Origin of the sequence: Devosia sp., assembly GCF_014860165.1 — a bacterium.
Classification (GTDB): Bacteria; Pseudomonadota; Alphaproteobacteria; order Rhizobiales; family Devosiaceae; genus Devosia.
On the sequence record NZ_JACZKG010000037.1, the window covers coordinates 18643 to 45141 of the forward strand.

28 protein-coding genes and 1 tRNA gene are annotated in these 26499 nt (G+C 63.9%); 8 read left to right on the forward strand and 21 right to left on the reverse strand.

All coding sequences use genetic code 11. The features are described 5' to 3' along the window. Window positions 1-30 precede the first annotated feature (30 nt). Window positions 31-2385 carry a hypothetical protein gene (locus IH615_RS08455; RefSeq protein ID WP_291361356.1) on the forward strand — a complete coding sequence of 785 codons (2355 nt, stop codon included), beginning with the start codon at window positions 31-33 and terminating at the stop codon, window positions 2383-2385. Here the strand turns inward: IH615_RS08455 and acs are convergent. Beyond that, window positions 2351-4297, reverse strand: a complete 1947-nt coding sequence (acs, locus tag IH615_RS08460) for an acetate--CoA ligase (RefSeq protein WP_291361358.1) — start codon at window positions 4295-4297, stop codon at window positions 2351-2353. The two genes, IH615_RS08455 and acs, sit on opposite strands and share 35 nt — an antisense overlap. A gap of 178 nt (window positions 4298-4475) precedes the next feature. On the opposite strand from acs, the gene IH615_RS08465 reads away from it, so the two are divergent. After that, window positions 4476-5042 (forward strand): hypothetical protein, encoded by a 567-nt coding sequence (locus tag IH615_RS08465; RefSeq protein ID WP_291361360.1) that lies wholly within the window; start codon window positions 4476-4478, stop codon window positions 5040-5042. Between the two features lie 9 nt (window positions 5043-5051). On the opposite strand, the gene IH615_RS08470 is transcribed toward IH615_RS08465, so the two are convergent. From IH615_RS08470 to IH615_RS08490, 5 genes are all read right to left on the reverse strand, one after another. After that, window positions 5052-6377 carry a polysaccharide biosynthesis C-terminal domain-containing protein gene (locus IH615_RS08470; protein WP_291361361.1) on the reverse strand — a complete coding sequence of 442 codons (1326 nt, stop codon included), beginning with the start codon at window positions 6375-6377 and terminating at the stop codon, window positions 5052-5054. Next, a complete protein-coding gene (locus IH615_RS08475) occupies window positions 6374-7558 on the reverse strand; it encodes a GNAT family N-acetyltransferase (protein WP_291361363.1) in 1185 nt (394 codons plus the stop codon). The genes IH615_RS08470 and IH615_RS08475 overlap by 4 nt, the downstream gene beginning before the upstream one ends. A gap of 112 nt (window positions 7559-7670) precedes the next feature. Then, window positions 7671-8375 (reverse strand): YjbE family putative metal transport protein, encoded by a 705-nt coding sequence (locus IH615_RS08480; RefSeq protein ID WP_291361364.1) that lies wholly within the window; start codon window positions 8373-8375, stop codon window positions 7671-7673. Window positions 8376-8540: 165 nt separating this feature from the next. Then, window positions 8541-8747, reverse strand: a complete 207-nt coding sequence (locus IH615_RS08485; protein WP_291361365.1) for a hypothetical protein — start codon at window positions 8745-8747, stop codon at window positions 8541-8543. Between the two features lie 85 nt (window positions 8748-8832). After that, window positions 8833-8908, reverse strand: a tRNA-Lys gene (locus tag IH615_RS08490). 133 nt (window positions 8909-9041) lie between these two features. Between IH615_RS08490 and IH615_RS08495 the strand changes: the two genes are divergently transcribed. Continuing rightward, the gene (locus tag IH615_RS08495; protein ID WP_291361366.1) at window positions 9042-9893 is read left to right on the forward strand and encodes a mechanosensitive ion channel domain-containing protein; all 852 of its coding nucleotides are present in this window, start codon (window positions 9042-9044) and stop codon (window positions 9891-9893) included. Window positions 9894-9975: 82 nt separating this feature from the next. Here the strand turns inward: IH615_RS08495 and IH615_RS08500 are convergent, their stop codons facing one another. Beyond that, a complete protein-coding gene (locus IH615_RS08500) occupies window positions 9976-10182 on the reverse strand; it encodes a hypothetical protein (protein WP_291361368.1) in 207 nt (68 codons plus the stop codon). 317 nt (window positions 10183-10499) lie between these two features. On the opposite strand from IH615_RS08500, the gene IH615_RS08505 reads away from it, so the two are divergent. Together IH615_RS08505 and IH615_RS08510 are read left to right on the forward strand one after the other, a co-directional pair. After that, entirely contained in the window at window positions 10500-11603 is a 1104-nt protein-coding gene (locus IH615_RS08505) for a pyridoxal phosphate-dependent aminotransferase (RefSeq protein ID WP_291361370.1), read from the forward strand. Between the two features lie 37 nt (window positions 11604-11640). Next, the gene (locus tag IH615_RS08510; protein WP_291361371.1) at window positions 11641-11955 is read left to right on the forward strand and encodes an antibiotic biosynthesis monooxygenase; all 315 of its coding nucleotides are present in this window, start codon (window positions 11641-11643) and stop codon (window positions 11953-11955) included. Between the two features lie 46 nt (window positions 11956-12001). Here IH615_RS08510 and IH615_RS08515 read toward each other — a convergent pair whose 3' ends face one another. From IH615_RS08515 to IH615_RS08565, 11 genes are all read right to left on the reverse strand, one after another. Beyond that, complete coding sequence (locus IH615_RS08515; RefSeq protein ID WP_291361372.1) at window positions 12002-13561, reverse strand: 2-isopropylmalate synthase; 1560 nt, start codon at window positions 13559-13561, stop codon at window positions 12002-12004. A 111-nt stretch (window positions 13562-13672) separates the two neighbouring features. Continuing rightward, complete coding sequence (locus tag IH615_RS08520) at window positions 13673-13798, reverse strand: hypothetical protein (RefSeq protein WP_291361373.1); 126 nt, start codon at window positions 13796-13798, stop codon at window positions 13673-13675. Window positions 13799-13894: 96 nt separating this feature from the next. Then, the gene (locus tag IH615_RS08525) at window positions 13895-14323 is read right to left on the reverse strand and encodes a hypothetical protein (RefSeq protein ID WP_291361375.1); all 429 of its coding nucleotides are present in this window, start codon (window positions 14321-14323) and stop codon (window positions 13895-13897) included. Between the two features lie 51 nt (window positions 14324-14374). Then, window positions 14375-15268 carry a PhzF family phenazine biosynthesis protein gene (locus IH615_RS08530; protein ID WP_291361377.1) on the reverse strand — a complete coding sequence of 298 codons (894 nt, stop codon included), beginning with the start codon at window positions 15266-15268 and terminating at the stop codon, window positions 14375-14377. Between the two features lie 8 nt (window positions 15269-15276). Beyond that, window positions 15277-15768 carry a heme-degrading domain-containing protein gene (locus IH615_RS08535; protein WP_291361379.1) on the reverse strand — a complete coding sequence of 164 codons (492 nt, stop codon included), beginning with the start codon at window positions 15766-15768 and terminating at the stop codon, window positions 15277-15279. A 2-nt stretch (window positions 15769-15770) separates the two neighbouring features. After that, complete coding sequence (locus tag IH615_RS08540; RefSeq protein WP_291361381.1) at window positions 15771-16235, reverse strand: GFA family protein; 465 nt, start codon at window positions 16233-16235, stop codon at window positions 15771-15773. Between the two features lie 114 nt (window positions 16236-16349). Beyond that, window positions 16350-17075, reverse strand: coding sequence for a hypothetical protein (locus IH615_RS08545; RefSeq protein ID WP_291361382.1), 726 nt, complete (start codon window positions 17073-17075; stop codon window positions 16350-16352). 47 nt (window positions 17076-17122) lie between these two features. Further along, entirely contained in the window at window positions 17123-18142 is a 1020-nt protein-coding gene (gene ilvC, locus IH615_RS08550; RefSeq protein WP_291361383.1) for a ketol-acid reductoisomerase, read from the reverse strand. Between the two features lie 24 nt (window positions 18143-18166). After that, on the reverse strand, window positions 18167-18814 hold the full coding sequence (locus tag IH615_RS08555) for a TetR/AcrR family transcriptional regulator (RefSeq protein WP_291361385.1): 648 nt from the start codon (window positions 18812-18814) through the stop codon (window positions 18167-18169). A 122-nt stretch (window positions 18815-18936) separates the two neighbouring features. After that, entirely contained in the window at window positions 18937-19833 is an 897-nt protein-coding gene (locus tag IH615_RS08560; RefSeq protein WP_291361386.1) for a dienelactone hydrolase family protein, read from the reverse strand. A gap of 11 nt (window positions 19834-19844) precedes the next feature. Then, complete coding sequence (locus IH615_RS08565) at window positions 19845-20759, reverse strand: hypothetical protein (protein ID WP_291361388.1); 915 nt, start codon at window positions 20757-20759, stop codon at window positions 19845-19847. A gap of 176 nt (window positions 20760-20935) precedes the next feature. Here IH615_RS08565 and IH615_RS08570 point away from each other — a divergent pair, with 176 nt between their 5' ends. Both IH615_RS08570 and IH615_RS08575 read left to right on the forward strand, forming a co-directional pair. Then, the gene (locus tag IH615_RS08570) at window positions 20936-22066 is read left to right on the forward strand and encodes an NADH:flavin oxidoreductase/NADH oxidase (RefSeq protein WP_291361389.1); all 1131 of its coding nucleotides are present in this window, start codon (window positions 20936-20938) and stop codon (window positions 22064-22066) included. Window positions 22067-22184: 118 nt separating this feature from the next. Continuing rightward, a complete protein-coding gene (locus IH615_RS08575) occupies window positions 22185-22622 on the forward strand; it encodes a hypothetical protein (protein ID WP_291361390.1) in 438 nt (145 codons plus the stop codon). A gap of 56 nt (window positions 22623-22678) precedes the next feature. Here IH615_RS08575 and IH615_RS08580 read toward each other — a convergent pair whose 3' ends face one another. Together IH615_RS08580 and IH615_RS08585 are read right to left on the reverse strand one after the other, a co-directional pair. Then, window positions 22679-24613: a potassium transporter Kup gene (locus tag IH615_RS08580; RefSeq protein ID WP_291361391.1), complete on the reverse strand. Its 1935-nt coding sequence runs from the start codon at window positions 24611-24613 to the stop codon at window positions 22679-22681. Window positions 24614-24768: 155 nt separating this feature from the next. Beyond that, on the reverse strand, window positions 24769-25383 hold the full coding sequence (locus tag IH615_RS08585; RefSeq protein WP_291361393.1) for an NAD(P)H-dependent oxidoreductase: 615 nt from the start codon (window positions 25381-25383) through the stop codon (window positions 24769-24771). Window positions 25384-25565: 182 nt separating this feature from the next. Between IH615_RS08585 and IH615_RS08590 the strand changes: the two genes are divergently transcribed. Continuing rightward, entirely contained in the window at window positions 25566-25841 is a 276-nt protein-coding gene (locus IH615_RS08590; protein ID WP_291361395.1) for a hypothetical protein, read from the forward strand. A gap of 38 nt (window positions 25842-25879) precedes the next feature. On the opposite strand, the gene IH615_RS08595 is transcribed toward IH615_RS08590, so the two are convergent. After that, a partial coding sequence (locus IH615_RS08595) for an MFS transporter (protein WP_291361397.1) occupies window positions 25880-26499 on the reverse strand: 620 nt, incomplete at its 5' end.

Below are 26499 nucleotides of genomic sequence, written 5' to 3' on the forward strand. Positions count from 1 at the left end.
ACGGCCCATACTGTTCACTCGGGGGGCAACATGGGCAGTGACCAGGACAAGGACAACAACCAATCCAACGACGGCACGCTGCCATGGGTGTTGCAGGCATTGAGCCTGCAGCGCGTGGCGCTGGCCGTCTTTGTCGGCCTTGCCATCGCGATCGTTCTTGTCACCCTCGTGGCTCTGCTCATTCCACAGGACGAGCAGAAGTCGCTGGCGATTTCGCGCACGCTGACCGTCCTGCTCATTACCGCCCTGTCCTGCGCTGCCATTGCCTGGTTCGACCGCAACAACGCCGCGATGCTCGGGCGTGGTGTGCGGCATCTGCTGAACATACAGCGTGCCGCAGTGGCGTCCTTCATCGCGGCCAGCGTGGCGACCGTGAGCGTCGCCATCTTCGTCGCCCTGTCAGCGCTGTTCGCCGGTGGCCTTGAAAAGGGCCTCTATGCCCTCGCATCGATCGAGTTTCTGCTTAAGTTGGCCGCCGTAAGCGCCATCATTGTCCTGATGACCTTGCGCAAGCCATTGGTGGCAAGCGTCGCTTCGGCAAAGAGGTCGGACGACGACACCGACGACGCTCCGCCGGTCGAAGTCGATCGGGAAGACAATGGCCGCCTGGAGTTTGGCGGATTTTCCTTCGCCTTCAGCCTGGTCGTCATCGCCGCCTTGATCGTGCCGGGCGAAGACCTGATGCGCATGGCCACGATGTTCTTCGGGGGTCAGGAGAAGCTCGAGCAATATCTTCCCACCCGGCCGGTGGTGACGGTCGAGGACGACCTGAGCAACCAGATCACGCGCGCCGTGGTCCAGTCGATCGCCTCGAGAGACGTGTTCTCCACCATGTCGCTTCCGGAGCTGGAACGGCAGATCGACGTCCTGGCACTGCAGAACCAGATATTCGCGGTGATTGCCGACAACCTGCTGAACAATGTCGAGCGAAGAGGCGCCCTGACATTGCTGCGCGAAGTCTGCGACGACAACGAAGACACCCTGATCTTTGCCAATTCCGACGACAGGGTCTTGGCCGAACACATCGCATTCCTGGCAGCCGAAGGGCTGATCGACCAGCCCTATGGCGACCTGAACTCGATCGAGATCACCAACTACGGCAGCAATGTCGTCAAGAAGAGTACCGGCGGAAACTGCAAGGATATCGCCGTCGCAGAGCCCCTGGTGGGAACATCAAGCGATGATGCCACGATCGCCTCGGTACCCTACGAGAACACCCTCACTTTGCCTGCTCAGGGCGTAACCTTCGTGATTGGCCTGCCAGTCGGTTTCTATCGTGCCGAGCTGGTGGCCATCGACAGAATCGACCCGGTGCTGGAGCTGCTCACGGTAGACGGCACGACCGTCATCCGCACCGACGATGATGGCGGCCCGGGCTTCCTCGACTCGGGGCTGGACTTCGACGTCACCGATGCCCAGCAGAAATTCACTCTCAGGGCGTCCACCATCGATGGCCAGGGCGGCCGGGCGAGCCTGCGGCTGATCCCGCGCCAGCCCGCGATCACCCCAACGATCTCGGATGGCCTGCTGTCCTCGCCCCGGACAAGGCAGATAGACGTCACGACCAGCACGAGCACGATTGGCGCCGTTCCATTCTCGCAGTCGTTCCCGATATCGAGCAGCGGCACCGTCTTCCAACTGGCCCTTGAGAGCGGGCAATATCACGCTTCGCTCGTCGCCTCGGACGCGGTCGATCCCTTCCTCCAGTTGTTCGACGCCAACGGGCAGCTTGTCAGCGAAAACGACGACGATGAAGACGCCGGCGGCGTCAATTCAGCGCTGACCTTCACGATCGAGGACGATGAACGCTATTTCATCAGGGCCTCCAGCTATGACGGACGCCGCATAGGCGCCGCCCGACTGCTGATTGAACAAGCCCCCGTCGATACTGCCGCTCAGATCATTCTGGACAAGTCGGCCGTTCCGCTCACCGATGTGGCGGACATACCCCCGGATGGCGCCGTCTTCTCATTCCAGGCCGTGACCACCGGGGAGCACACCATCCAGACGTCTCTACCGCCAGGCAGCCAGCCGTCCGACAGCGACCTGGTGGCAGTCTTGTTTCGGGTCAATGGAGAGCAGCGCGACCAGATCGCTTATGACGACGATTCCGGCTTCGATAGCTTTCCGGGTATTTCGACAGCTCTGACCCAGGGTGAAACCTATCTGCTGGTGCTCAGGCACTACTCCACTGGCGCCAAATCAGCACCGGTAGCCATCAGCATCAGTCCGCCGGTATCCGCGACACCCGCCGCCCAGCCGGAGGGGTCGGAGACGCCCACCAATCCAGCCGAGGTGGCGCCAAGCGAGGCGCCACCCGTTCCAGAGCAAGTTCCGGCTGTCGTACCCCTTACCGGTTCTGGCGGTTCTCAATCAGATCCGTGACCACCGCCGGGTCAGCCAGGGTCGAGGTGTCGCCCAGCGTGCCGAAGTCGTTTTCGGCGACTTTGCGCAGGATGCGGCGCATGATCTTGCCCGAGCGGGTCTTGGGCAGGCCGGGCGCCCACTGGATCAGGTCCGGCGTGGCGATCGGTCCGATTTCCTTGCGTACCCAGTTCTTGAGCTCGGTCTTGAGGGCGTCGTCACCCGCTTCGCCGGACATCAGGGTCACGTAGCAATATATGCCCTGCCCCTTCAAATTGTGCGGATAACCCACGACGGCCGCTTCCGACACCTTGGGATGGGCAACCAGCGCGCTTTCGACTTCCGCCGTTCCCAGCCGATGGCCGGAAACGTTGAGCACGTCATCGACGCGGCCAGTGATCCAGTAATAGCCATCCTCGTCGCGCCGGGCGCCATCGCCGGTGAAGTAATAGCCCTTGTAGGTCTCGAAATAGGTCGAGACGAACCGGCCATGATCGCCCCAGATGGTGCGCGCCTGTCCGGGCCAGCTATCCTTGATGGCCAGCACGCCCTCGGCCTTGGTCTGCTCCTGCAGCCGGCCCTCGGGCGACAGCATGACCGGCTGCACGCCGAAGAAGGGCTTGGTCGCCGAACCTGGCTTGGTGGGGGTTGCACCGGGGGATGGGCAGATCATGTGACCGCCCGTCTCGGTCTGCCACCATGCATCAATGATGCCGCAGCGCTCCTTGCCGACATGCTTGTGATACCACATCCAGGCTTCCGGATTGATGGGCTCGCCCACCGTGCCGAGCAGCCGCAGGCTGGGCATATCGTATTTGTCGACATATTCGCTGCCGGCACCCATCAGCGAGCGGATGGCCGTGGGCGCGGTGTGGAAGATGTTGACCTTGTGCTTTTCCACCACCTGCCAGAACCGGCCGGGATCGGGATAGGTCGGAATGCCCTCGAACATCACCGTGGTGGCGCCATTGGCCAGCGGGCCATAGACGATGTAGCTGTGGCCGGTGACCCAGCCCACGTCGGCCGTGCACCAGAATATCTCGCCGCGCTTGTAGTCGAAGCTGAGTTCCTGCGTCATGGCAGCGTAGGTCAGGTACCCGCCCGTCGTATGCAGCACGCCCTTGGGCTTGCCGGTGGAGCCCGACGTATAGAGGATGAACAGCGGGTCTTCCGCGCCCATCGGCTCGGGATCGTTGAACGGCTCAACCCCCGCAGCGGCTTCATGCCACCAGACGTCACGGCTGCCCTTCATGGGCACGTCGGTGCCGGTATTGTGCACGACCAGCACCTTGGAGACGCCAGGGCAGTCTTCCAGCGCCTTGTCCACATTGGCCTTGAGCGGGATGGTCTTGCCGCCGCGACGACCTTCGTCGGCGGTGATGACGACGGCCGAATCGCAGTCGTTGATGCGGCCGGCCAATGCGTCGGGCGAGAAACCGCCGAACACCACCGAATGCACCGCCCCGATGCGGGCACAGGCCAGCATGGCGTAAGCCGCCTGGGGGATCATGGGCAGGTAGATGGTGACGCGGTCACCCTTGCGGACGCCCAGCGACTTCAGCACGTTGGCGCAGCGGCACACCTTTTCGTGCAGCGTGCGATAGGAGATGTGCTCGGCCGCGGCATTGGGATCATCTGGCTCCCAGATGATGGCGATGTCGTCGCCATGCGCGCTCAGATGCCGGTCGATGCAATTGGCAGCGACATTGAGGACCCCGTCCTCGAACCATTTGATCGAGACATCGGGATAGGCGAAGCTGGTATTCTTGATCTTGGTGGGAAATTTCACCCAGTCGAGACGCTTGGCCTGCTCCGCCCAGAATCCATCCGGATCGCTGACCGAGCGCGCATACATCTGGTCGTACTGGTCTTTGGTGACATGGGTGCGTGCGATCGCAGCCGCACTTGGCTGGAATACGAGCTGCTCGCTCATACTATCCTCCCTTATCTCTCCCGGCTCCCGTTCTACTGACCCACCCCGCCCCCCGCAAGGCCTTGACTCTGCGACTTATTGGGCAGTGCCGCGGCACGGCACATTAACTGCCCTGCCCTAGTGTGCTTCGGGCCGGCACCAGGGTTTGCTATTATCCGATGGCAGAGGGAGCACCAGCATGGCCGAGATGACCATCCGCGCCGCCACGCCGGCCGATATCGACCTGATCCACCGTGAGCTGATGGACGTGATTGCCACGTCCGAACACTACAACGATCGCTTCAAGGCCCACGAGATGGGGCGGCTGAACAAGACCTTCCTGCGCATTCTGCTCGCGCTGGACCCCTGGCACATCATGATCATGTGCGCGGACGGCGTCCCCGGTGGTGCCATGATATCGGGCCCCGAATGCGGCGCCATCTTCCGCTACTGGAGCTGGGTATTCCCCAGCCACCGGCAGACCAAGCTGGGCATGTTCGGTATGCGCGCCTTTGACGAGCACTGGGACAATACCCGCTTCCACAAGGCCTATACCTTCGTGCGGCCCGAAAACGAGGTCGCGCGCATGCTGCTGCGACGCTACGGCTACAAGGAGACATGCCTCCTGGAGAAGCACCTCTTCGGCCAGGACTACATGCTGATCGAGAAGCCCTACACCAAGGTCTCCGAGGACTATGACAGTGGCGTCAGCATTGGCCGGCTGGGCCTGCTCAAGCGGCGGCTCAAGGGGCTGGTCGGAGCGTAGCGGCTGCCGCTATTCCGCCGGGATCGCCGCGGCGCGACGGCTGCGGAACCATTGCAGGATGGACACATCCATCCCGGCCGTCCGCAGCACCATCCACCACAGGCTCACCGACCAGATTGTAATGGCTGTTAAGGCGGCGAGCGCCGCGCCCATCAGCCCGAACATGGGCACCAGCAGCCAGTTGCAGACGACGAGCGAGCCGATGCCCGCAGCCACGAATGGCAGGCTGGCATAGGGGCGGTCGTGGATGGAGAGGACCAGCGCGGCCGGCCCCATCACCGAACGGACGACCAGCGCCAGGCACAACACGGCCAGTGGTCCAGCGCCTGCCGAAAAACTCGGCCCGAACAGCATCAGCAGCAGCGGCGCGACGGCCGCCATGCCACCAAACAGCACGACCGAGATGATGCTGGCCACGAAATTGGCGTCACCCACCTTGCGCTTGAAGGCCTCGCGGTCGGCATTGGCCTCGCTCTCGAACATGTCGGGCATGGTGACCGCATAGACGGCCGCGACACCGAAGGAGATCAGCGAGAACAGTCGGGTACAGACGCCGAAAATGGCCAGCTCCTCGCGGCTGAGCGCATGGCTGAGCAGCAGCAGGTCGATATCGAAGAAGAAGTCGGTGGCCAGGGAAATCAGCACCCAGGGCAGCGCAAAGCGCCACCAGCGTACAGCCTCGGACGGACGCAGCGGCACGGTGTCGGCGATGCGGTTGAGGGAGGTGACGACGAAACCGAACTGCACCAGCGCGATGATCACATAGCCCACTGCGACCACCCACAGCATCGCAGTGAAACCCTCCGTTGGGACCGCGAAGCTCATGGTGGTCAGGAATGCCGCGATGACAATGAGCGGGCGGAACATGGTGTCGGCGAAAAAGCCGGCAAACGGGCGCTTGAGGCCGATCAGCAGCGCGCCGTTGACATAGACCATAGCCGTGGCGAAGGCGAACAGCGCCACCGGGATGAAATGCTGGGCCAACCCGGTCTCGCCCTGCCCCATCAGGGTCAGCAGCGGCGGCCCGCCCAGCAGCACCAGCACGAGCACAGCCACCACATGCCCATAGGACCGCGTCATGAAGCTCATGAACTGGCGCCGCTCGCCCTTCGCGCGGTATTCGGCGGCGAAATATGTGCCGACGGTATGAAAGCCGAGTGGCATCACGACCGCGATCAGGTTCACCGTCGCGATAACGATGAGATACTCGCCGAGCAGTTCCGGACCCCACAGGCGCGCAATCAGCGCCTGGACGAGAAAGATCAGCCCCGCCCCCGCCAGCCGCGCCCCGAAAATGATGCCGGATTGCGACGCCAGGCGCCGGAACAGGCTCATTCCGCGGCCTCGTCCGCCCCGTGCCTGACCTGGTTGGCCCTGGTCTTTGGGTTGCGCCAGCCATTGATGGTGCGGCGCAGGGCATAGAACATGTCACGGGCGGCAAAGGCACCAGTACCCAGCAGCAGCGCCAGCGGGTGATCGGCATAGTTGGCAACCGGCGGCACGGGACGAATGACGCCGGCGTCTCCCACCATGCCCTTCTTGAACTGGTGCAGCCCCTGGAAGCCGTCGGTACCGCCCAGGTCGTACCAGGTGGCATTGGTATTGTCGCGCAGCCAGCGGATGATGTGCCAGTGCATGAAATAGCCGGCGCGCAGCGGCAGCGCCTTGTCGTTGGTGGCGCCGTAGAGATAGACCGCCCGGTCGCCCGCCTTGAAGATCAGCGCTCCGGCGACAACTTCCCCCTCGTGCCGCACGAAGAACAGTTCGGGCCGCAGCGCCGGCACATCGATGGCCATCAGCGCCGGCACCGTCTCATAGGCCGAATGGTCGGTGAACTGCTTGCGATCGGTCATGGCGACGTAGAGGTCATCGAACTCCGCGATGCGCTCGGGGCCGGCATGCTCGAAGACCAGCCCTGCCTTTTCCGCCTTGTTGAGCTGCCGCCGCCAGGTCTGGTGGAAGCTCTTGCGCTGCGCCGCATCATCCAGCCGCAGATTGACGATATAGCGATCGGGGAAACCCAGTTCGGAGCCGCGCCTGAACCCGCGCGCTACAAGGCGCGCATATTCCCCATTGACCGGGTCGATCGAGGCGCGCGGCAGCACCGACAGCATCTGCCGAGGAGTGCTGCCGTAGGCCGCGATCATGGCCTCGATCATGGCTGCATGAATGGCATCGGCATCGGGGCGCGAGACGTCCTTGCGCATCGGCGCCCACTTGGACACGGCGATACGGGCCAGCCCCAGCGGCAGTGACTGCACCATGATGAGCGCGCCGCCGACAATCTCGCCATCGAGCAGGAACAGCATGGGCTCCTGCCTGACCGAAGGCCAGCGGGTGGCGGCAAAGGCGTGCATCTGCTCCTGGCAGACCTCGTCAAAGGTCGCGATGGTGCGGTCCCATTCGGCGCCATCGACAATGCGGGTCTGGAGCCGGACTGCAGCTGTATCGGTGGCGCGCAGCGCCGGGCTGTCGAAGTCGTCCACCTGGACCAGTCGATCGGCGATGAGAGACATCGGCACTGTTTCCCGCTCATATCAGTTGAGCGGGAAACTAGACCTGGCAGGTGAGCAAATCCCTATTGCGGCAAGGCAAATGCCGCAAACTTCGCCCCGTGGTTACCAAAGGCTAATGGGCGGCAGCCGCCGCTTCGCCGACGGCGTGAGGCGTATAGAGCAGCGGAATTTCCGGCAGCGCAACGAAGGCGCCCAGCCCTTCAAGCGACATGCGGACGGCCACGAGCAGGATGATGGCAAGGCCAACCCACGCGATCCAGCGATGCTTGTGCAGCAGGCCCGCGATGAAGGTCGCGGCGACGCCCATCATGACCACCGAGAGCGCAAGACCGATGATCAAGGCCTCGAAGTGATGCGCAGCGGCGCCCGCCACAGCCAGCACGTTGTCGAGCGACATGGAGACGTCCGCGATGATGATCTGGATGACCGCCTGACGCAGCGTCTTCCGCGGCGCCTTGCCGGCAATCGTGCCATCGGCGTTGGTGTCCTGGTCCTCGAGCGCTTCCTGCGCCTCATGCTCCTCGGCCTGCGAGGTAGTGAGCTCGCGATACATCTTCCAGCAGACATAGAGCAGCAGTACGCCACCAGCGATCAGCAGGCCGCCGCCAAGCGCCAGCAATTGCGTGGTGATGAGCGCGAAGAAGATGCGCAGCAGTGTCGCAGCCAGAATGCCGATGAGGATGGCCTTGCGGCGCACATCCGAGGCCAGACCCGCCGCGGCAAGGCCGATGACCACCGCATTGTCACCAGCCAGAACGAGGTCGATCAGGATGACCTGGACAAGCGAACTCAGAAAACTCGGGTCGATGCCAAACATGCGCAGGGTCCTTGTCCGGGCCGGATGGAAGTGTCGCCCCTATAGCGGTCCAGCGTGTGGCTGGGAAGGTAGACTTCGCGAAAATAAACCAAAGTCTGAGGATTAGTGGGCGTTTGGCGGCCCATCTGACAGCTTGGTGACAGACTTCCCGGATTGGTGCCGGCCTTACCGTCCGGAGGCACTCGGCCGCTTGAATATCTCGGTCAGCGCGACCAGCGCGACCAGATGCGCATTCTGCGGCGTCACCGGATCCTTGAGGCAGCGCACATGCGTGGCGACAGTGAAGCGCATGCCGTTGCGATGCCCGCTGGCAGTGAAATGCAGCCGCTGGGCCGCCGCGTCGTAGCTATAGGCGGTGACTTGGAATTCCATGTGCCAATACCGAAAGACGGCCTTCCACGAAGCATCTACGCCGCGGCGCAGTCGTCAAGACGTACCAGTGATGCACGGAAGGCTTTGGTGGGCGAGCACGGATTCGAACCGTGGACCCGACGATTAAGAGTCGTCTGCTCTACCAGCTGAGCTACTCGCCCCTTGCCGGAGCTTCCAAAGTGGCGCCTCTCTATCAAAGGGATTCTGCACTGTCCAGCGCTTAGGTCCACTTTCCTCACATGACGGGTTTGCTACTGTGTCGCAGCCGCCGTCGACGCCAACAACAAGGCCAGCATGACGATTCCCGATTTCCTGATGATCCCGGTCACCTGGTTCAGCACCAATGCCCTCAGTCTGCTCGCTGCCATTGCCGTTCTGGTGGTCGGTTGGTACCTCGCGCGCCTCGCCGCCCGCGCCATCAGGCAACTGCTGCCGCTGGCCTATGGCATCGACAAGAATTTCGCGCCCCTGCTGTCCCAGGCCGCCCGCTACGGCATCCTGATCTTTGCCGTGGTGACGGCGCTCAACCTGATCGGGGTATCCAGCGCCTCGATCGTCACGGTACTCGGCGCGGCCGGCCTCGCCGTCGCGCTGGGCCTTCAGGGCACGCTATCCAATATCGCGGCCGGCATCATGCTGATCTGGCTGCGGCCGATCGCCATCGGCGAATTCATCCAGGGCGACGGTGTCGCCGGGGTCGTGGTTGAAATCGGGCTGTTCGGCACCCGCCTGCGCTCCTCGAGCGGGCTCTATATCTTCACGCCCAACCAGAAGCTCTGGGCCTCGGCGATAACCAATCACAGCCGCGAGCCGCGCCGGCGCATCGACGTCAATGTGAGCGTCCCCGACAGCATCGACATCGCCAAGTCACGCAATATCCTGCTGCGCATCGCCGGCAGCGACAAGCGGGTGCTGGCCGATCCGATGCCCAATGTGCATGTGGAAAGCTTCTCCGGCGCCGCCGTCAATCTGCAGCTGCGCGCCTGGGTCGCCACACCCGATTATCTCGAAACCCTCTATGCCCTGACCGAGGAAGCCAAGGTCGCGCTCAACCGGGAGCTGACCGGCAGCAAGGAGGACAAGGCCGGCATCACCGTGACACCCGACCCGGCCAATCCCAGCCCAGAGACCCAATCCGGAAGCTGACTTGGCATGGAACCCACCGCATTCCCTGGGCAGCGGCAGGCCTGACGACACCAGCGGCTTCTGCCGCCAGCGTCCAATAGTGTCAGTCCGATCCAACGCGGCTCTCGCGGAAGGCCGCGAAATCAAGCACGTTGGCTGCTCGGGATCGCGGCTCCTGCCGCGTTTCGTCCATCAGGCTGATGGTGCGCTCGATAATGTACCGGAGTTGGCGCGAACGGCTGTCCACGCCCTGCAGGATCGTCGCGGCCCGCTGCAGGTGGTCCCGGGCGAGAACATAGGTAGGCGGCATGGGCGAGGCTCCTTGAAAGAATCATCTGGGGAGCGCCAGGGAGGTGACGCGAGCCAGAGGGTGCGCGCGCATGCCTTCCACGATCTTGCCAGACTGCACGGCCTTTGCTTCAAAGGCGATCGATTGCAGCACTTGCCGGAGAGCCCCTGTTTCCGGGGAGCAGCGGCCGCAGCGCCTGTGTAAAACAGACGGGCAACTGCGGGAGGGGCGTTCATGCGCAACATTCCGATCTGCCATGGCTCGGCCGCATGACCACTGGCCGTGGAGCAGGAGACGCCATTAGAATGGCAGTCCGCCGAACAGCGAGTCGTGAGCCAGTGTCCCGTCCAGCCCTATCACCCGTCGCCGCCGGTCTTGACGAAACCGTACCCTTCGTTGGACCCGAGGCCATCATGCGCCGCACCGGCGTGCCCCTGCGTGCGCGCATTGGCGCCAATGAAAGCCCCTTCGGTCCTGCGCCATCGGTCCTGGCCGCCATGCGGGCAGCAGCGGCCGAAAGCTGGCACTATGGCGACCCGGAAAACCACGACCTGCGCGCCGCCATCGCCGACCATCTCGGCGTCGACTTCGCCAATGTCATGCCGGGTGAAGGGGTGGATGCCATCCTGGGCATGGCCGTGCGCCTCTATGCGGCCCCGGGCAGCACAGTCGTGACCTCGCTGGGCGGCTACCCCACCTTCAACTATCACATCGCGGGCTATGGCGCGCTGATGCACACGGTGCCCTATATCGGGGATCGCGAGGATATCGACGCCCTGGCGCGCGCTGCCCGCGAGACCGGCGCGGCCATGGTCTATCTCGCCAACCCCGACAATCCCATGGGCAGCTGGTGGGATGCCGCCTCGGTGGAGCGGTTCATCGCTGCCGTGCCCGAGACGACGATGATCATCCTCGATGAGGCCTATGGCGAGTTCGCGCCGCCGGGCACCCTGCCCGCACTGGACATGTCCCGGCCCAATCTCCTGCGCATGCGCACCTTTTCTAAGGCCTATGGCCTGGCAGGCGCCCGCGTGGGCTATGTCTTCGGCGAGGCCCGCAGCATCTCGGCCTTCAACCGAATCCGCAACCATTTCGGCATCAGCAACGTGGCGCAGGCGGCCGGGATAGCGGCATTGGCCGACGGCGCTGCCCTGCAGCAATCCCTCGCAGCCGTGCGGGAATCGATCGAGAACACGTCGGCCATTGCCCGCCGCCACGGGCTGATCCCCCTGCCGACGGCGACCAATTTCGTGGCGGTGGATTGCGGGCGGGACGGACCCTATGCCCAGGCCATTCTCGACGGGCTGGCCCGCCGGGGCGTCTTCGTGCGCAAGCCCGCTGTGACAGGTCTCAACCGCTGCATCCGCATCAGCGCCGGCACCCAGGCGGATCGGGCGCTGCTCGACCAATCGCTGGGCGAGGTGTTGGCGGAACTGAGCTGACCAGCCCGACACCCGACGCGTGTCATGGAGTGCCGCCATGGACCAGATCGTCCGCATCGCCCGGCTCGAAATCGACCCGGCTCAGTTGCGGGACTATCTCGGATTTCTCAAGGAGGAGATCGAGGCTTCCATCCGCCTCGAGCCAGGCGTGATCATGTTGCATGCCACGGCGCGCAAGGACGCACCGCACCTGATCCAACTGCTCGAAGTCCATGCGTCGCCAGCGGCCTACGAGGCCCACATAGCCTCCCCGCACTTCCAGAAATACAAGACAGGAACGATGGCGATGGTGCGCGCATTGGAGCTCATCGAGGTGGACCCGATCCTGCTGGCGGCAAAGCCGACGGCTTGAGGCACAGCGCCCGGCCGATCGGGCCGAGCGCCGCAGGCACTCTCCTTCAGCCGGCCATGGCACCTTGTGCCGATGCACCGCGCTCGATCAGCAGCCGGTTATAGGCGTTGAGATAGGCGCGGGCCGATGCCACCAGCGTGTCGGGCTCGGCGGCATTGCCCGAGACGATACGGCCGTTCATTTCAAGACGCACATGGGCGCTGGCCTGCGCATCGGTGCCGCCGGTCACGCCATCCACAGCGTAGAGCACCAGATGGGGCTGCTGGCCCACACCCTGCTTGATGGCGTTGAAGATCGCATCGACCGAGCCGGTGCCTTCATAGGTGACCGAGGATTCTTCGCCGTCGATCGACAGCGTCATGGTGCAGCGGTGAACGCCGCCAGTCTTGCTGACAACTTCCATGTCCACCAGCTTGATGCGATCACCCACCGAGCCAACCTCGTCATCGACCAGCGCGATGATATCGGCGTCATAGACATGCTTCTTGCGGTCGGCGAGGTCCTTGAAACGCTGGAACGCCTCCTGGAAGGCGTTGTCGCCCAGTTCGTAACCCAGTTCGCGCAGCTTGTCCTTGAAGGCGGCGCGGCCCGAATGCTTGCCCATGACCAGCGTCGTTTCCTTGATGCCGACGCTGGCCGGGGTCATGATTTCGTAGGTCTCGGCATTCTTGAGCATGCCATCCTGGTGAATGCCGCTTTCATGCGCGAAGGCATTCTTGCCCACGATGGCCTTGTTATACTGCACCGGGAAATTGGCAGCCGCTGAGACGATCTTGCTGGCGCGGGCCAGGTGGGTAGTCTCGATCTCGGTGTGATAGGGCATGGCGTCGCCGCGGGTGCGCAGCGCCATGACGATCTCTTCGAGGGCGGCATTGCCGGCCCGCTCGCCCAGGCCATTGATGGTGCATTCCACCTGGCGCGCACCGCCGCGGACGGCGGCCAGCGAATTGGCCACGGCCAGGCCCAGGTCGTTGTGGCAATGGGCCGAGAAGATCGCCTTGTCGGCGCCCGGCACCATGGTGATGATGTCGCGGAACATCTTCTCGTGCTCGTCCGGCACGGCATAGCCGACCGTATCGGGCAGGTTGATCGTGGTCGCGCCCGCCTTGATGGCGGTTTCGACGCAGCGCTTGAGGAATTCCAGCGGCGTCCGCGTCGCATCCATCGCCGACCATTCGACATCGTCGATCAGGTTGCGCGCCTGCGCCACGGTGCGGGCGATGATCTCGATGACCTCGTCCTCGGTCTTTTTCATCTGGTGCGCCAGATGGATCGGCGAGGTGGAGACGAAGGTATGGATACGGCCACGACGAGCATGGCGGACGGCCTCGCCGGCCCGGTCGATATCGGCCGAAATGGCGCGGGCAAGGCCGGCAACGGTCGAGCGCTTGACCTGCTTGGCCACGGCAACCACGGCCTCGAAATCGCCATTGGAAGCGATGGGGAAGCCGGCTTCGATGATGTCGACGCCCATATCGTCGAGCGCTTCGGCAACCTGGAGTTTTTCCTCCAGCGTCATGGTGGCGCCGGGCGATTGCTCGCCGTCGCGCAGGGTGGTGTCGAAGATGAAGACGCGTTCTTTATTGGATTCGGTGGCGGCGGACATGTCTCGTATTCCTATCGGGCGGCCCAGAGTCGATAGCTCTGCAGGCCGGACATTTGCTGTTCGGCTTATGGCGTTATCCCCTGACGACCCGCTCGTTCGAGCTGTCGGTGATCAGGGGCTGATAAGAAGGAGAAGGAGCGCGGCCGGAAGCAGCAGCATCGCAGCCGCAATCGTCAGGCGGGCCTGGAGGGCCTCACGCTGGCTGATGGCAATGGCTTTGGCGCGGTTGCGCTGCATGGCTGTGATCTCGATTTGTCATAAGAATGCGCGAATCCACCGCGCAGCGCAAGCCCGCACCGGGCGAGATGTTGAATTTTGCGCTAAGCCTTGCGTCTAGTTGAAGGCAAATACCGCCGAAAGCAGCACGCCGGCAAAGGCGAGACCCGTGACCTTGTGCGCGACGCCGGCGCGCTTGCCGGCCTCCGCGTCCCCGCCCTGGGCCTTCTTGAAGTTGATCCCGCCATAGATGATCGCCGCCAGCATCACGGCCACCAATACCATCTTGACCCAGAACCAGGCATTGGCCTGGCCGACGCCGCCATATTTGAGCCAGAGGATAAGCGGTCCGCTGACCAGCAGCACGACCATGGCTGCCTTGCCCACCTGGGCCAGCCTGTTCATCACGCTGTAGTAGCCGGCGCGTGCATCCGGTGTCGCAGTCGGCAACCGCGCCGCGATGACCGGCCCCACGACCGAATTTGACCCGCCGGCCACAAGGGCCATGATATGTGCCCAAATGAGCAGATTGATGACGACGTCCATTGCCGGTTTCCCCCTTGCCTAGTCCCCGCGAAACGCTAACACGGGTCGGGATTAAGCCTCAAGATCGAGCGCGCCCTCTCCCACGATGACGGCGTGGCCGCCGATGCCGCCATGGATCAGCACGTCATTGTCCTTGCGGAGCTGGATGGTGATGCGGCAAGGCCGCCCCATCTCGTGGCCCTGTCGGAGCACGTAGTCCACCTGGCCGGTACCGATATCTGCATGTTCCGAGAGCAGGCCGATCAGTGCCGCGGCAGCGGCGCCCGTACCGGGGTCCTCGGCCAACCCCATGCCCGGGGAAAACATGCGCGCTGCGAGATCGTTGTCGGCTTCGTTCGGCGTCTCGGTGAAAATGTAGACCGAGTGGTGGCCATGCGGGAATGTGTGCGCCCACTGCCCCATATTGAGCGCGACCCGCGCCAGGACACTGGCGTCGCGCACCGGCACCAGATGAAACTCCACGCCAGCGCTATACACCGCCGGGTGATACACGCCGCAACCGATCTCGTCGCGCTCGATGCCAAGCGCCAGCGCGATTGCCGCGCGATCTTCGAGCGGAGCAACGCGTGTCGGCAGGCGCGGCAGCGCGAAACGCGCCTCTCCCGAGCGCTTGTCGGTTTTCTCGAACAGCGCGGTGATCAGCCCGATCTTCTCCTCGATCCGGACGGCCGTCACCTTGTTCTGCAGCCCCAGCACCACCGATGCGCCCACGGTGGGGTGCCCGGCAAATGGCAGTTCGACCTCGGGCGTGAAGATCCGGACGGCAGCGGTATTGCGCTCGACATGCGGCCTGAGGAGGAACACCGTCTCGCTGAGGTTGAACTCGCGCGCTATGGCCTGCATTTCGCCGTCGAGCAGCCCGTCGGCCTTGCAGACGACGGCGAGTTGATTGCCCTTGAGCCGCTCGCGGGTGAACACGTCCAGCAACAGATAATTGAGCTTCATTTCAGCCTCTATTCCCTGGGCAGCGCAAAGGCGGCGCGATCGAGGCCGAGGTGGTCGCAAAGCGCGGCAACGGCAACGCCGTGATCATCGCGTCCCGGCAAGCCGGAAATGGTCAGGCACCCCACAATGCCAGCGCCCTTGACCCTGATCGGAAAACCGCCGCCGGCGATAACGAAATCGGCCGGATCCGCGCCCGCCTGCGGTGAGAACGGCGCCTCGCCACGCTCGAGTACCATGCGGTAGCTCGCGCGCTGGAAGCGGCGGACGGTATTGACCTTGCGGCGCACCCACTCGGCATTATCGGCACTGGTGCCATCAGTGGCGGCAAAGAACATCTGCCGGTCCCAGGTCCGGATATCGACCACCAGCGACAGGCCTTCGGCCAGGGCCCGGTCCCGGATCGCGCTGCCCAGCTTGAACGCCACGGCCTCGTCGAATTCGGCCAGGACTAGGTCCTGCTCCTGCTTCTTGACGAGGGCAATATCTTCGGCGACTGCCATGTTCAGGTGTCCTTGTGCGTAAGTGCTGTCCAGGCGTCAAACAGCGGCTGGCGATCGACCGCCTGACCGGGGAAATTGACCAGTGCAGGATCGATCTTGGCCCATGCAGCCTTGCTGTCGGTCCAGATATTACCCACCGGCTCCGCCCAATCGATGTCGTCGAGCGTCCCCGCGCGCACGACCTTGAACCCCGCTGCCGGCGGGTCATTCCATAGCCAGCCATGGCAATTGGCGCAGAAGTTCATGACGATGACATTGCCGCTATCGGCGGTACGGCGATACTGATCCACCTTACCCGACAGCAGCTCGAAGTCGCCGTCCCGCACAATCGCTGACATCGACCACCCCGCCCCCGAAAAGCGCTGGCAGTCCTTGCAATGGCAATTATAGACCGATAGCGGGCTCGCCTTGAGCCGGTAGCGCACCGCGCCGCACTGGCAGCCACCTTCAACTGGAAAATCCGGCATAGCGCACCCCCGACTCGAACAGGATCGTCAGCGTCGCGTCAGGTTCTAGACGAAGTCAGGGCCGCTTAGAAGGGCACGGCCCGCCCTCGCGCAACAAGGCTGCTTCGTCAGCCCCTATTCCGCGAATATCCGTCCGCCGAAATAGGCTTCTGCCACGACCCGGGCATAGGGAACGCCGCCAGCAGCCGCGGCTTCCGCAGCCGATCGGATGATCACGACATCCGCCAGCTCGCGGTGCTCCTGCCGGTCCAGATTGGCGCGAATGCTGTCGGCCAGCCTGTCCGCAGGCTGCGGGAAGCGAAAGATGCGGCCAAACGACAGGCGCGCGCCATCGGGGATGGCGACCATGGCGCCTGCTTCCGCATCTTCGGCGCGAAGGCCGGTCTCTTCTTCGAGCTCGAGTTCGATGCTGCGCACCACATCCACCCGTCCGTCGGCCAGCACGTCGCGTGGATCCAGCGATCCGCCCGGCGGATAGACGCGACCGGCATTGGCAGTATGCCCGCCCATCACGCCATAGACGATGGCCCCGTCGCTGCTGGCAATCAGGGCCCAGCCGAAGGCATGGCACATGCCGATCTCGGGAAAGCCTTGGTGACGCCACAGCATGAAGGCCGAATAGGCATCTTCGCGCGCCTCGGCCCGGAACACGCCATCAGCAATGGTTGGCCGGCCGCCACCAGGGGCCGATAGCCCGAGGATGCGCCCGTCCCACAGATGCGGATTGGCCGCAATCGCATCCTGCCAGTAGGGTCCAACCGCAGCCCGCTGCTCGGCGCTCAACGGCCATGGCCCCGGCACGTGGCGAACATCGATATCGGTGATCGGGACAATGCGCATGGGCCAAAACACAACGGCCGGGTTTCCCCGGCCGCTGCTCGTCTCGCTTAGTTCTTGGCCTTGTCGACCAGCGCGCCGGCCTTGATCCAGGGCATCATGTCGCGCAGCTTGCTGCCGACGGCCTCAATCTGATGCTCGTCGGCGAGGCGACGGGTGGCCTTGAAGCGGCTGCCGCCGGCCTTGATTTCCTGCATCCACTCGGACGTGAACTTGCCCGACTGGATGTCATGCAGCACGCGCTTCATCTCGGCCTTGGTTTCCGAGGTGATGATGCGCGGACCGGTGACATATTCGCCCCACTCGGCCGTATTGGAGATCGAGTAGTTCATGTTGGCGATGCCGCCCTGGTAGATCAGGTCGACGATCAGCTTCACTTCATGCAGGCACTCGAAATAGGCCATTTCCGGCGCATAGCCGGCTTCCACCAGCGTCTCGAAGCCGGCGCGGATCAGTTCGACCAGGCCGCCGCACAGCACCGCCTGCTCGCCGAACAGGTCGGTTTCGCATTCTTCGCGGAAATTGGTCTCGATGACGCCCGAACGGCCGCCGCCGACGCCCGACGCATAGGCCAGCGCGATGTCATGGGCATTGCCCGATGCGTCCTGGTGCACGGCGATCAGGCACGGCACGCCGCCACCCTTCTGGTATTCGCCACGCACGGTGTGGCCCGGGCCCTTGGGCGCGATCATGATCACGTCGACGGTCGACTTGGGCTCGATCAGGTTGAAATGCACGTTGAGGCCGTGGGCGAAGGCCAGCGCAGCGCCGTCGCGGATGTTGGGCTCGATATGCTGCTTGTAGATGTCGGCCTGCAGTTCATCGGGGGTCAGCATCATGATGACGTCGGCCCACTTGGAGGCGTCGCCAACCGACATCACGCGGAGGCCTTCACCCTCGGCCTTCTTGGCCGACGGGGAGCCCGGCCGCAGGGCGACAACGACATCGGTGACGCCGGAATCGCGCAGGTTCAGCACATGCGCGTGGCCCTGCGAGCCGTAGCCGACAATGGCGACCTTCCTGGACTTGATGATGTTGAGATCGGCATCCCGATCGTAATAGACGCGCATGGGTATCTCCCTTGGAACTCGGTGTTATGGATTGGCTTTCGCCCCGTAGAGGGCGAAGAACTGGTCGGTCGCGGCCTTGACGTCTGCCTCGATATTGGCCTCGACATTGGACTGGGTCAGCGCCTTGTCGCCCAGCAGCAGACGGATCTGCACATCGCGGACGACGAGGCCAAAGAAAGTACGGTAGGCGTCTTCGCTGGAATCGAACCGCAGCAGGCGCGCGTCGCGTCCGGCTTCGAGAATCGGCTTGAGCCGACGGCGAATGGCCAGCGGACCATTCTCCAGCACGATGATGCCCAGGCTGTCTTTCTCCTGCGCCGCATGGGTCACTGCCGTGCGGTTGAGAGTGATGGACACCTCGCCGGTGATGACCGTCAGCAGGTCGCGCGCGAACTGCTCGATCGACAGGCGCAGCGCCTTGGCGTTGAGGTGCGAGCGGTCGACGACAGGCATGCGGACCTTGGCGGCCTGCCACTGCACGGTCGCGGTCAGCAGCCCGTCGCGGTCGCCAAACCACTTGTAGAGCGTTTCCTTGGAACACGAGGCGCGGCGCGCCACGGCCGTCATGGTCAGGCCATCGCCATTCTCGACGAGCAGGTCCAGCGCCGCCGTCAGCACAGCCTGCTGGCGGGGAGTGAACGTCTCTTCGTTGACCTTGATGGTCACGGGCACGGCAGATCCTCGACTACCCGGCCGAACGATATCGGCCGATTTCGTCCGCAGGCGTACCGTACGGTACGGTTCCAGGCAAGCCCTAATTGCGGGCCGGGGTGAATTCCCCCAGCAGACACAGCCTAACCCATTGGCGGCGCGAGATGGGTGCCGAAGAACGCCAGCGCCGCCGCCCGCATGGCCGGCGTCTCCTGATGTCCCACCCCTGGCTCACTGACCCGTTCGAGCCGGTCGCGCACCGCAGCATAGGCCGGTTCGAGTTCTGCCCAGGCGCGTTCCACCGCCAGTGGCGGGGTGAGGCTGTCGGCTTCGCCGATGCACACCAGTTGCGGACGCGGCGCGATGAGGGCCGCAATGCTGCCACCATCGCATTCGCGCAGCAGGCCCGGCACGGTGAGATAGATCCCGTGACCATCATGCGCCCCGAGCTCGATCATGGTGCGAAAATCGGCAAAGCAGCACAGATGCGCCACCGCCGCGATCCGCTCGTCGGCGGCCGCCAGCCAGTAGCTGAGCACGCAGCCCATCGAGATGCCGAAGGCGCCGATGCGTTCCGGATCGACATCGTCGCGGCCGGCGAGGTAGGTCAGCGCGGCGGAATGGTCGGACAGCATCGCGCCCAACAGCGATTTGCCGTGCCAGAGCAGCGCCTTGGCGGCATAGGCTTCGCTGACCGTGGCGCGCTCGCCGAATACCGGCATGTCGATGCAGAGGGTGACATAGCCGGCGCGCGCGAAAGCCGGGCCCAGCGGGTCGAGCAGGTAGTCGCGCCCCTCGAGCAATTCGCTGGCGCCGATTTCGTAGCCGCCACCATGCGAATGCCCGTAAAGGATGGCCGGCAGCCGGCGCGAATTGTCATCCGGGCGCGTGAGAATGCCGCGAACGTCGGTGTCGCCCAGCCGCAGCCGCAGATATTCGACGACATAGCCATCCTGCGGCTCGACTGTGCTGGACACCAGCGTAACGACGGGCTCGTCGAGGCCGACGAGTTCGCGGAAGCGGCTACGGGTGATGGTCATGCCCTGGTCCTTCAATTGGCCGCTGCCGGGCCGGCCGACGCCTTGCGGGTCCCCACCCAGCGGTTGAACCGCGCCAGCGCCAGCCCGAAACCAATCAGCAACAGGCCGCCGCCCAGGATCGAGAAGGGCTGCGCGCCCAGCATCATGAACCATTGCGTGAAGAAGTGGATCGCTCCGAACACGGCCACCGTGTTGACCACCCAGCGGCGGTTGGCGAAGACCGCCCAGGTGCCGAAGGCCAGCAGGGCAATGGCCCAGGCGACAGAGAAGTAGATGCCGGGCAGGCCCAGCAATTCGTCGCCGAAGATCGAGCCGATAAAGAAGGCGCCATTGACCAGCAGGATGGCCGTCCGCATGGCAATGATGGCGAGGCGCTCATGCACCGTCGAGAGCCGCAGCGATAGCAGGTACAGGGCCAGCACCAGCGCCGACAAGGCGATAATGGCCACCGAGAGGTAATGCGTCGGTGCCCAGATATCGACATCGAGCGTGATCGTGGCCGCAAAGGCGAGCACGGCCAGCGACGCCAACAGGCCCGACGTCGCCAGCACCGCCGCTAGCGCCGTCGCGGCCGTCAGCACCACCCGCACCCAGAGATGTTCGCCAAACAGGCCGCCCAGCCCGCCCAGCAGCGCCAGCGCCCCGATCACCATGATGATCTGCGCGAACACATTCCAGCGGGCAACACGCGTCACGCGGAGCCAGAATCCGACGCCGAACAGCACCGCCCCCAGCGCCACCGCCGTCTCGATGGTGGGCACCAGCACGCCCACGCCCGTCGCCACCGCAGCGGCGCCCAGCGCGAACAGCACATTGCTGCCCAACTCGCCCGTATCGGTGGCGGCATAGCCCTTGAGCCTCTCGGCTTCGGCGGCCGTCAGCTTGCCCTGCGCAACGAGCGCATCGAGGTCGAGCGTGATCTTCATACTGGTCTCCCCATCCGCGCGGACCCTAACCTGCGGCGCGTGGCGGGAAAAGGCCGGGCAGGAACATCGCTCGGCATGCTGTCCGCAACAGTGTGTTCTTTCATCGGCACTTGCCGATAATCCAGGAAGGATGCATCTATGCGGGCCATTCTCCGCAGACCAACCAAGAGCCTTTCATGTCCAAGTTATTTTCTCCCGCCACGCTGCGCGGCCTCACCCTGCGCAATCGCACCGTCGTCGCGCCCATGTGCCAATATTCTGCGCAGGATGGCTTCGCCAACGACTGGCACCTGGTGCATCTGGGCCGATTTGCGCTTGGCGGCTTTGGCCTGGTCATGCTCGAGGCAACCGCCGTGACGCCCGAAGGGCGCATCAGCTATGCCGATCTGGGCCTGTGGAAGGACGAGCAGATCGCGCCGCTAACCCGCATCGTCGACTTCCTGCACAGCCAGGGCGCCGCCGCCGGCATCCAGCTCGCCCATGCCGGCCGCAAGGCCTCGACTCCCGTGCATTGGCGCAATGGCTTCGACGAGACCGACGCGGAAAAGCTCAGGTTCCACTTCGAAAGCTGGACCCCGGTCGCGCCGAGCGCGGAGATCCATGCGGAAGGCAAGAATTTCACCCGGCCCGAAGCGCTCGACGAAGCCGGCATCCGCCACGTCATCGATTCCTTCGTCGCCGCGGCGAAGCGTGCCGACCGGGCCGGCTTCGACACCATCGAAATCCACGCCGCCCACGGCTACCTGCTCAACCAGTTCCTCTCCCCGCTCGCCAACAAGCGCACCGATCGCTATGGCGGCAGCCGAGAGAACCGCATGCGGCTCGTGCTGGAGGTGACCGAGGCCGTTCGCGCCGTCTGGCCAGCCGAAAAGCCGCTGCTGGCCCGGCTCTCTGTCACCGACTGGCACCCCGATGGCTGGCAGGTCGAGGACAGCATCGTCTTGACCCGCGAGCTCAAGGCCCGCGGCGTCGACGCCATGGACGCATCCAGCGGCGGCTTTGAGGGCGCCGTCATCCCGCTTGGCGCCGGCTACCAGGTGCACCTCGCCACCGCCCTGCGCAACGAGGGCGGCCTGCCCACAATGGCCGTGGGCCTGCTGGGCGATGCCCAGCGCGCCGAGGCCATCATCGCCAATGGTGAGGCCGACTTCATCGCCCTGGCCCGTGGGGCCCTTGATGACCCCAACTGGCCGGTGCATGCCCGCCACGAACTGGGCCTGCACGATTACGATCTGTGGCCCAAGCCGCTCAACCGCGTCCGCGAGCGCGACCGCAGCCTCCACCAGCGCGGCTTCGCCACCGCCTGACCGCGATGCGTTTCCGCCAAACCACCTTGGCGGCAACGCAAATTCGCCGCGATTGCACGGCCTCTCTTGTTCATCGCCGTGATCATCACCAGATCAGCGATGAATAGGGAGCATTCCGATGGATACCAAGGCCGCCATTCTCGCCCTCATGAGCGTCTGGGGCGTCGGAACCTGTGCCACCCTGCCCGCCAGCGCACAGGATGCCGAGGCCCCTGAAGACGCGACCGACGAGGCCGGCGAAAACGAAAACCCGCTGCTCAACAAGGTCTGGATCCGCGCCGACGCCGATGCCGCCCTGCCCGGTCCCATGCAGATCTTCCTGGGCGATGGCACGCTGGTCAGCGACAGCTGCTGGGAAACCTATCGGCTCTCCAAATGGCAGCAGGTTTCCGACAGCGCCATCAGCTGGGATGAGGACGGAATGACCATCAATGCCGACATTGCCAGCATCAGCGCCACCGAACTGGTGCTGAACCTCAAGCTCGGCAGCGACGTGCAGGAACAGCGCTACACGACCGCGACCGTGCCCTATGTCTGCCCGGACATGGTGAAGTAGAGCTGCCCTTCAACGCCGGGCATTCCTGGCAGTAGAAGCGCGCACATCTCGCCGCCCTACAGCACCACCTGCGTGCCGATTTCCACCACCCGACCCGTTGGAATGTGGAAATACTCCGTCGCGTCGCTGGCATTCTTTGCCAGCCGGGTAAACATCCGATCCTGCCAGAAGCGCAGCGGATTGCCGGGCTTTGGGCCAGGCTTCAGGGACCGGCGCGACAGGAAGAACGAGGTCGACATGATGTCGAACTTCCAACCCAGCTTGCGGCCCAGTGCCAGGGCCTTGGGCAGGTTGGGGCTTTCCATATAGCCGAAAGTCACCACGACCCGGCTGAAGAGCTCGTTGTAGGCGTCGATCGTGACCTTCTCGTCATCGGGCACGCGCGGCGATGTTGAGGTGCGTACGGTCAGGATCACATTCTGCTCATGCAGCACCTTGTAGTGCTTGAGGCTGTGCAGCAGCGCCGTCGGAGCACCCTCGATATCGCTGGTGAGGAACACGGCCGTGCCAGGCACCAGGGTCGGTTTCTTCTTGGACAGATTGTCGACCAGGAACTGCAGCGGCACCTCGTCGCGGCGGGTCTTGTCCGCCAGACGGCGGCGGCCAGACATCCAGGTCCACATCAGGATAGCCACCACGGCCGCGACCGCCACCGGCACCCAGCCCCCCTGGAACAGCTTGGACGCATTGGCCGTGAAGAACCCGCCATCGATGATGGCGAACAAAATGCCGAAGGCAACAACCGCCACTGGCGGCCAGCGCCAGTTGCGCCACATCACCACCAGCAGCAGCGACAGCGTCACCACCATCACGCCGGATACCGCGATGCCATAGGCGGCCGAAAGCGCGCCCGAGCTGCGGAACAGCAGCACCAGCATCAGCACCCCCACCATGAGGAAGGTATTGATTTGCGGCATGTAAATCTGTCCGCTCTGCGTCTCCGACGTATGGGTGACCACCATGCGCGGCAGCATGTTGAGGGCGATGGCCTGCTGGGTCAGGCTGTATGTGCCAGTGATCACCGCCTGGCTGGCAATGATGGTTGCCAGCGTTGCCAGGCCCACAAAGGGCAGCAGCGCCCATTCGGGCTGCATCTCGAAGAAGGGACTCTCGACATTGTGCACCCCAACTTCCAGCACGAAAGCGCCCTGACCGAAATAGTTGAGCAGCAGGCATGGAAAGACCAGCCCGAACCAGGCCAGCACGATCGGTCGCCGGCCGAAGTGACCGAGATCGACATAGAGGGCTTCAGCTCCCGTCACCGCCAGGAAAATCGCGCCGATCACCACGAAGGCGATGCCGAAATGGGTGGCCAGGAACTGTACGCCCAGGATCGGATTGAGCGCCCATAGCACCGATGGATAGGCGATGATGTGGACGAGGCCCGATATACCCAGGGTCAGGAACCAGATCGCGGTGACCGGTCCGAACACCGCGGAAACCTTGGCTGTGCCAAAGCGCTGAACGAAGAACACGCCCAGGATGATGACCAGCGTGATCGGCACCACCCAGCGGCTCAGGTCCGGCGCCACCAGTTCGAGGCCCTCGACCGCCGACAGCACGGAAATGGCTGGGGTTATGATGGCGTCGCCATAAAACAGTGCCGCCCCCAGCACGCCGAGCATCGTGATCCAGAGCGGCGGGTTGGCGAAGGTCTTGCGGGCCAGCGCCACCAGCGAAAGCGTGCCGCCCTCGCCATTGTTGTCGGCGCGTGTCACGAAGAATACGTATTTGAGCGAAACAGTCAGGGTCAGTGCCCAGACGATGAGCGATAGCAGCCCGAGTATTTCGCTGGCGCTCGACGCGGCCCCCGGCCGCACATGCATGGCCTCGCGGAATGCATAGATCGGGCTTGTACCGATATCGCCATAGACCACCCCGATTGCCCCCAGAATCAGCAGGGGCAGGTCCTTATTCGAATGGGAGTGGCTGGTGTGGTCGCTCGCATCGACACCGGCGGGGGAGCCGCCGGTCGTGTTCGTCTGCGTCATGAACCCTGTGCTCTTTTTGGTCAAAGGCGGGCGCCGCTATACACCCGCCCACGTTCACACACAACATAAAGCACCACAATGGTTCAAACCAACAGGGGCCGCCCTTACGGAACGGCCCCTGCCGGTAAACGAAGATCTGGAGGTCTTCGTAAGGCTTATTCGGCGGCCTTGGCCGTGGCAGCGTCTTCCTCACGTGCCGACTTGGCAGCCGCTGCCCACCAGGTGAGCTGGTCCAGCATGTCCTTGGCCGAGTTGCCGATCGAGCCTTCGATCTCTGTCAGCGCCTTGGTGCCACCAAAGCCGGGATGAACCGCCATGAAATCGGCGCCACCGATATGGACGGCCGAACGGGTCGAGACCATCTGCAGTTCGACGCCAATGCCGCGCAGGTGCTCGACAGCGCGCGCGCCACCAACGGTGCCGTAGCCGACAGCGCCGAACGCCTTCTTGTTCCAGTTCACATAGGCCTGGTCGATGGCATTCTTGAGGGCGCCGGTGATCGAGCGGTTATATTCGGCAACCACGAAGATGTAGCCGTCGAATTCGCTGATCTTGTTCTGCCACTTGACCGCGTTCTGGTTCGCCGAAGGCATCCAGGCATTGGATGCTGCTTCGTCGAAGAACGGCAGGTCGAAGTCGCGGAGGTCGAGAATCTCGGCCTGCAGTTCGGGGCGTTCATTGGCCTTCTCCGCAATCCACTTGGCCGGCAGCTCACCAAAGCGGGTCGGGCGGGTGGACGAGATAATAACGGCGATCTTGAGTTTGGACACTTCTGCCTCCTAGGTAACAAATCGTAACTGAGGCGATATAAGTGACCGGCCCGACGACCCGCAAGGAGGCACTTTTCTGTGGCGCGGCGACAGCGACCTGCCTAGGGCACAGCAATGTAAGTATTTGTCCAAGCAGGTATTTTGCACCGACCCGCCTTCTGGCGAGCCCGTGCAAGGCCCAAGTGAGCCACCCCGGAAACGGACCGTTCACAAAATCCGACCAATCGGCGCCTATCGTCCTCGGATCGCGATACGCGTCCAATACCGGCAGCCGCTCCTGGGAGGAAGATATCCTGGGCCGCGATATCCTGCCGTCGGGCAGCAGTGTCGTGATCAACATCGACGATGGCAGCGGCTACTGCAAATACGATTTCCTGGCCGTTTTCGAGGACGGCGACGAGGTCGTGTCGAACGACAACAACGTCTGCGAACTCAGCGACTTCAACTTCACCGACTGAGAATCAAGAGGCGCTGGTTTGCCCAGCGCCTCTCCTGCCTACTCCGCCGCCGCTGCAACCAGCCGCACTGGCTTGATCGTGAGCCGCGTGAGGGCGAAGGCCACCACCGCACAGGCGGCGATGCCGATGACCATGGGTCGCGCGGTGCCATCAAAGAAGCTGCCGACCACCCCCATCACCACCGCCGCCGTTACCAGTTGCAGCGTTCCCATCAGGGCCGAGGCGGTGCCGGCAATCTGGCCATGCTCCTCCAGCGCCAGCACAGCCGTAGTCGGAATCACCAGCCCGAGAAAGCCGTAGCCGATGAACAGCAGCGCCGCGAGCACTTCGAGCCGGTCGACGCCCAGCAGCCAGACCACAAGCAAGGCCAGCATGGTGACAATGAAGCCATTGACGGCCGTCCGCACCACCGCATTGAGCCCGAAGCGGCGCGTCAACACCCCCGTCAGCTGCGACACGCCGATGAACGAGACTGCATTGATCGAGAACATGACGCTATAGAGCGTGGGGTTGAGCCCGTAGTGGTCGATAAGGATGAAGGACGAATTGGCAAGATAAGCCATGAAGCTGGCCATGCCGAAGGCGCCGATCATGCTCAGGCCAAGGAAGTTGCGGTCGCGCAGCAGCACGCCATAGCCGCGCAAAGCCGAGCCGATGC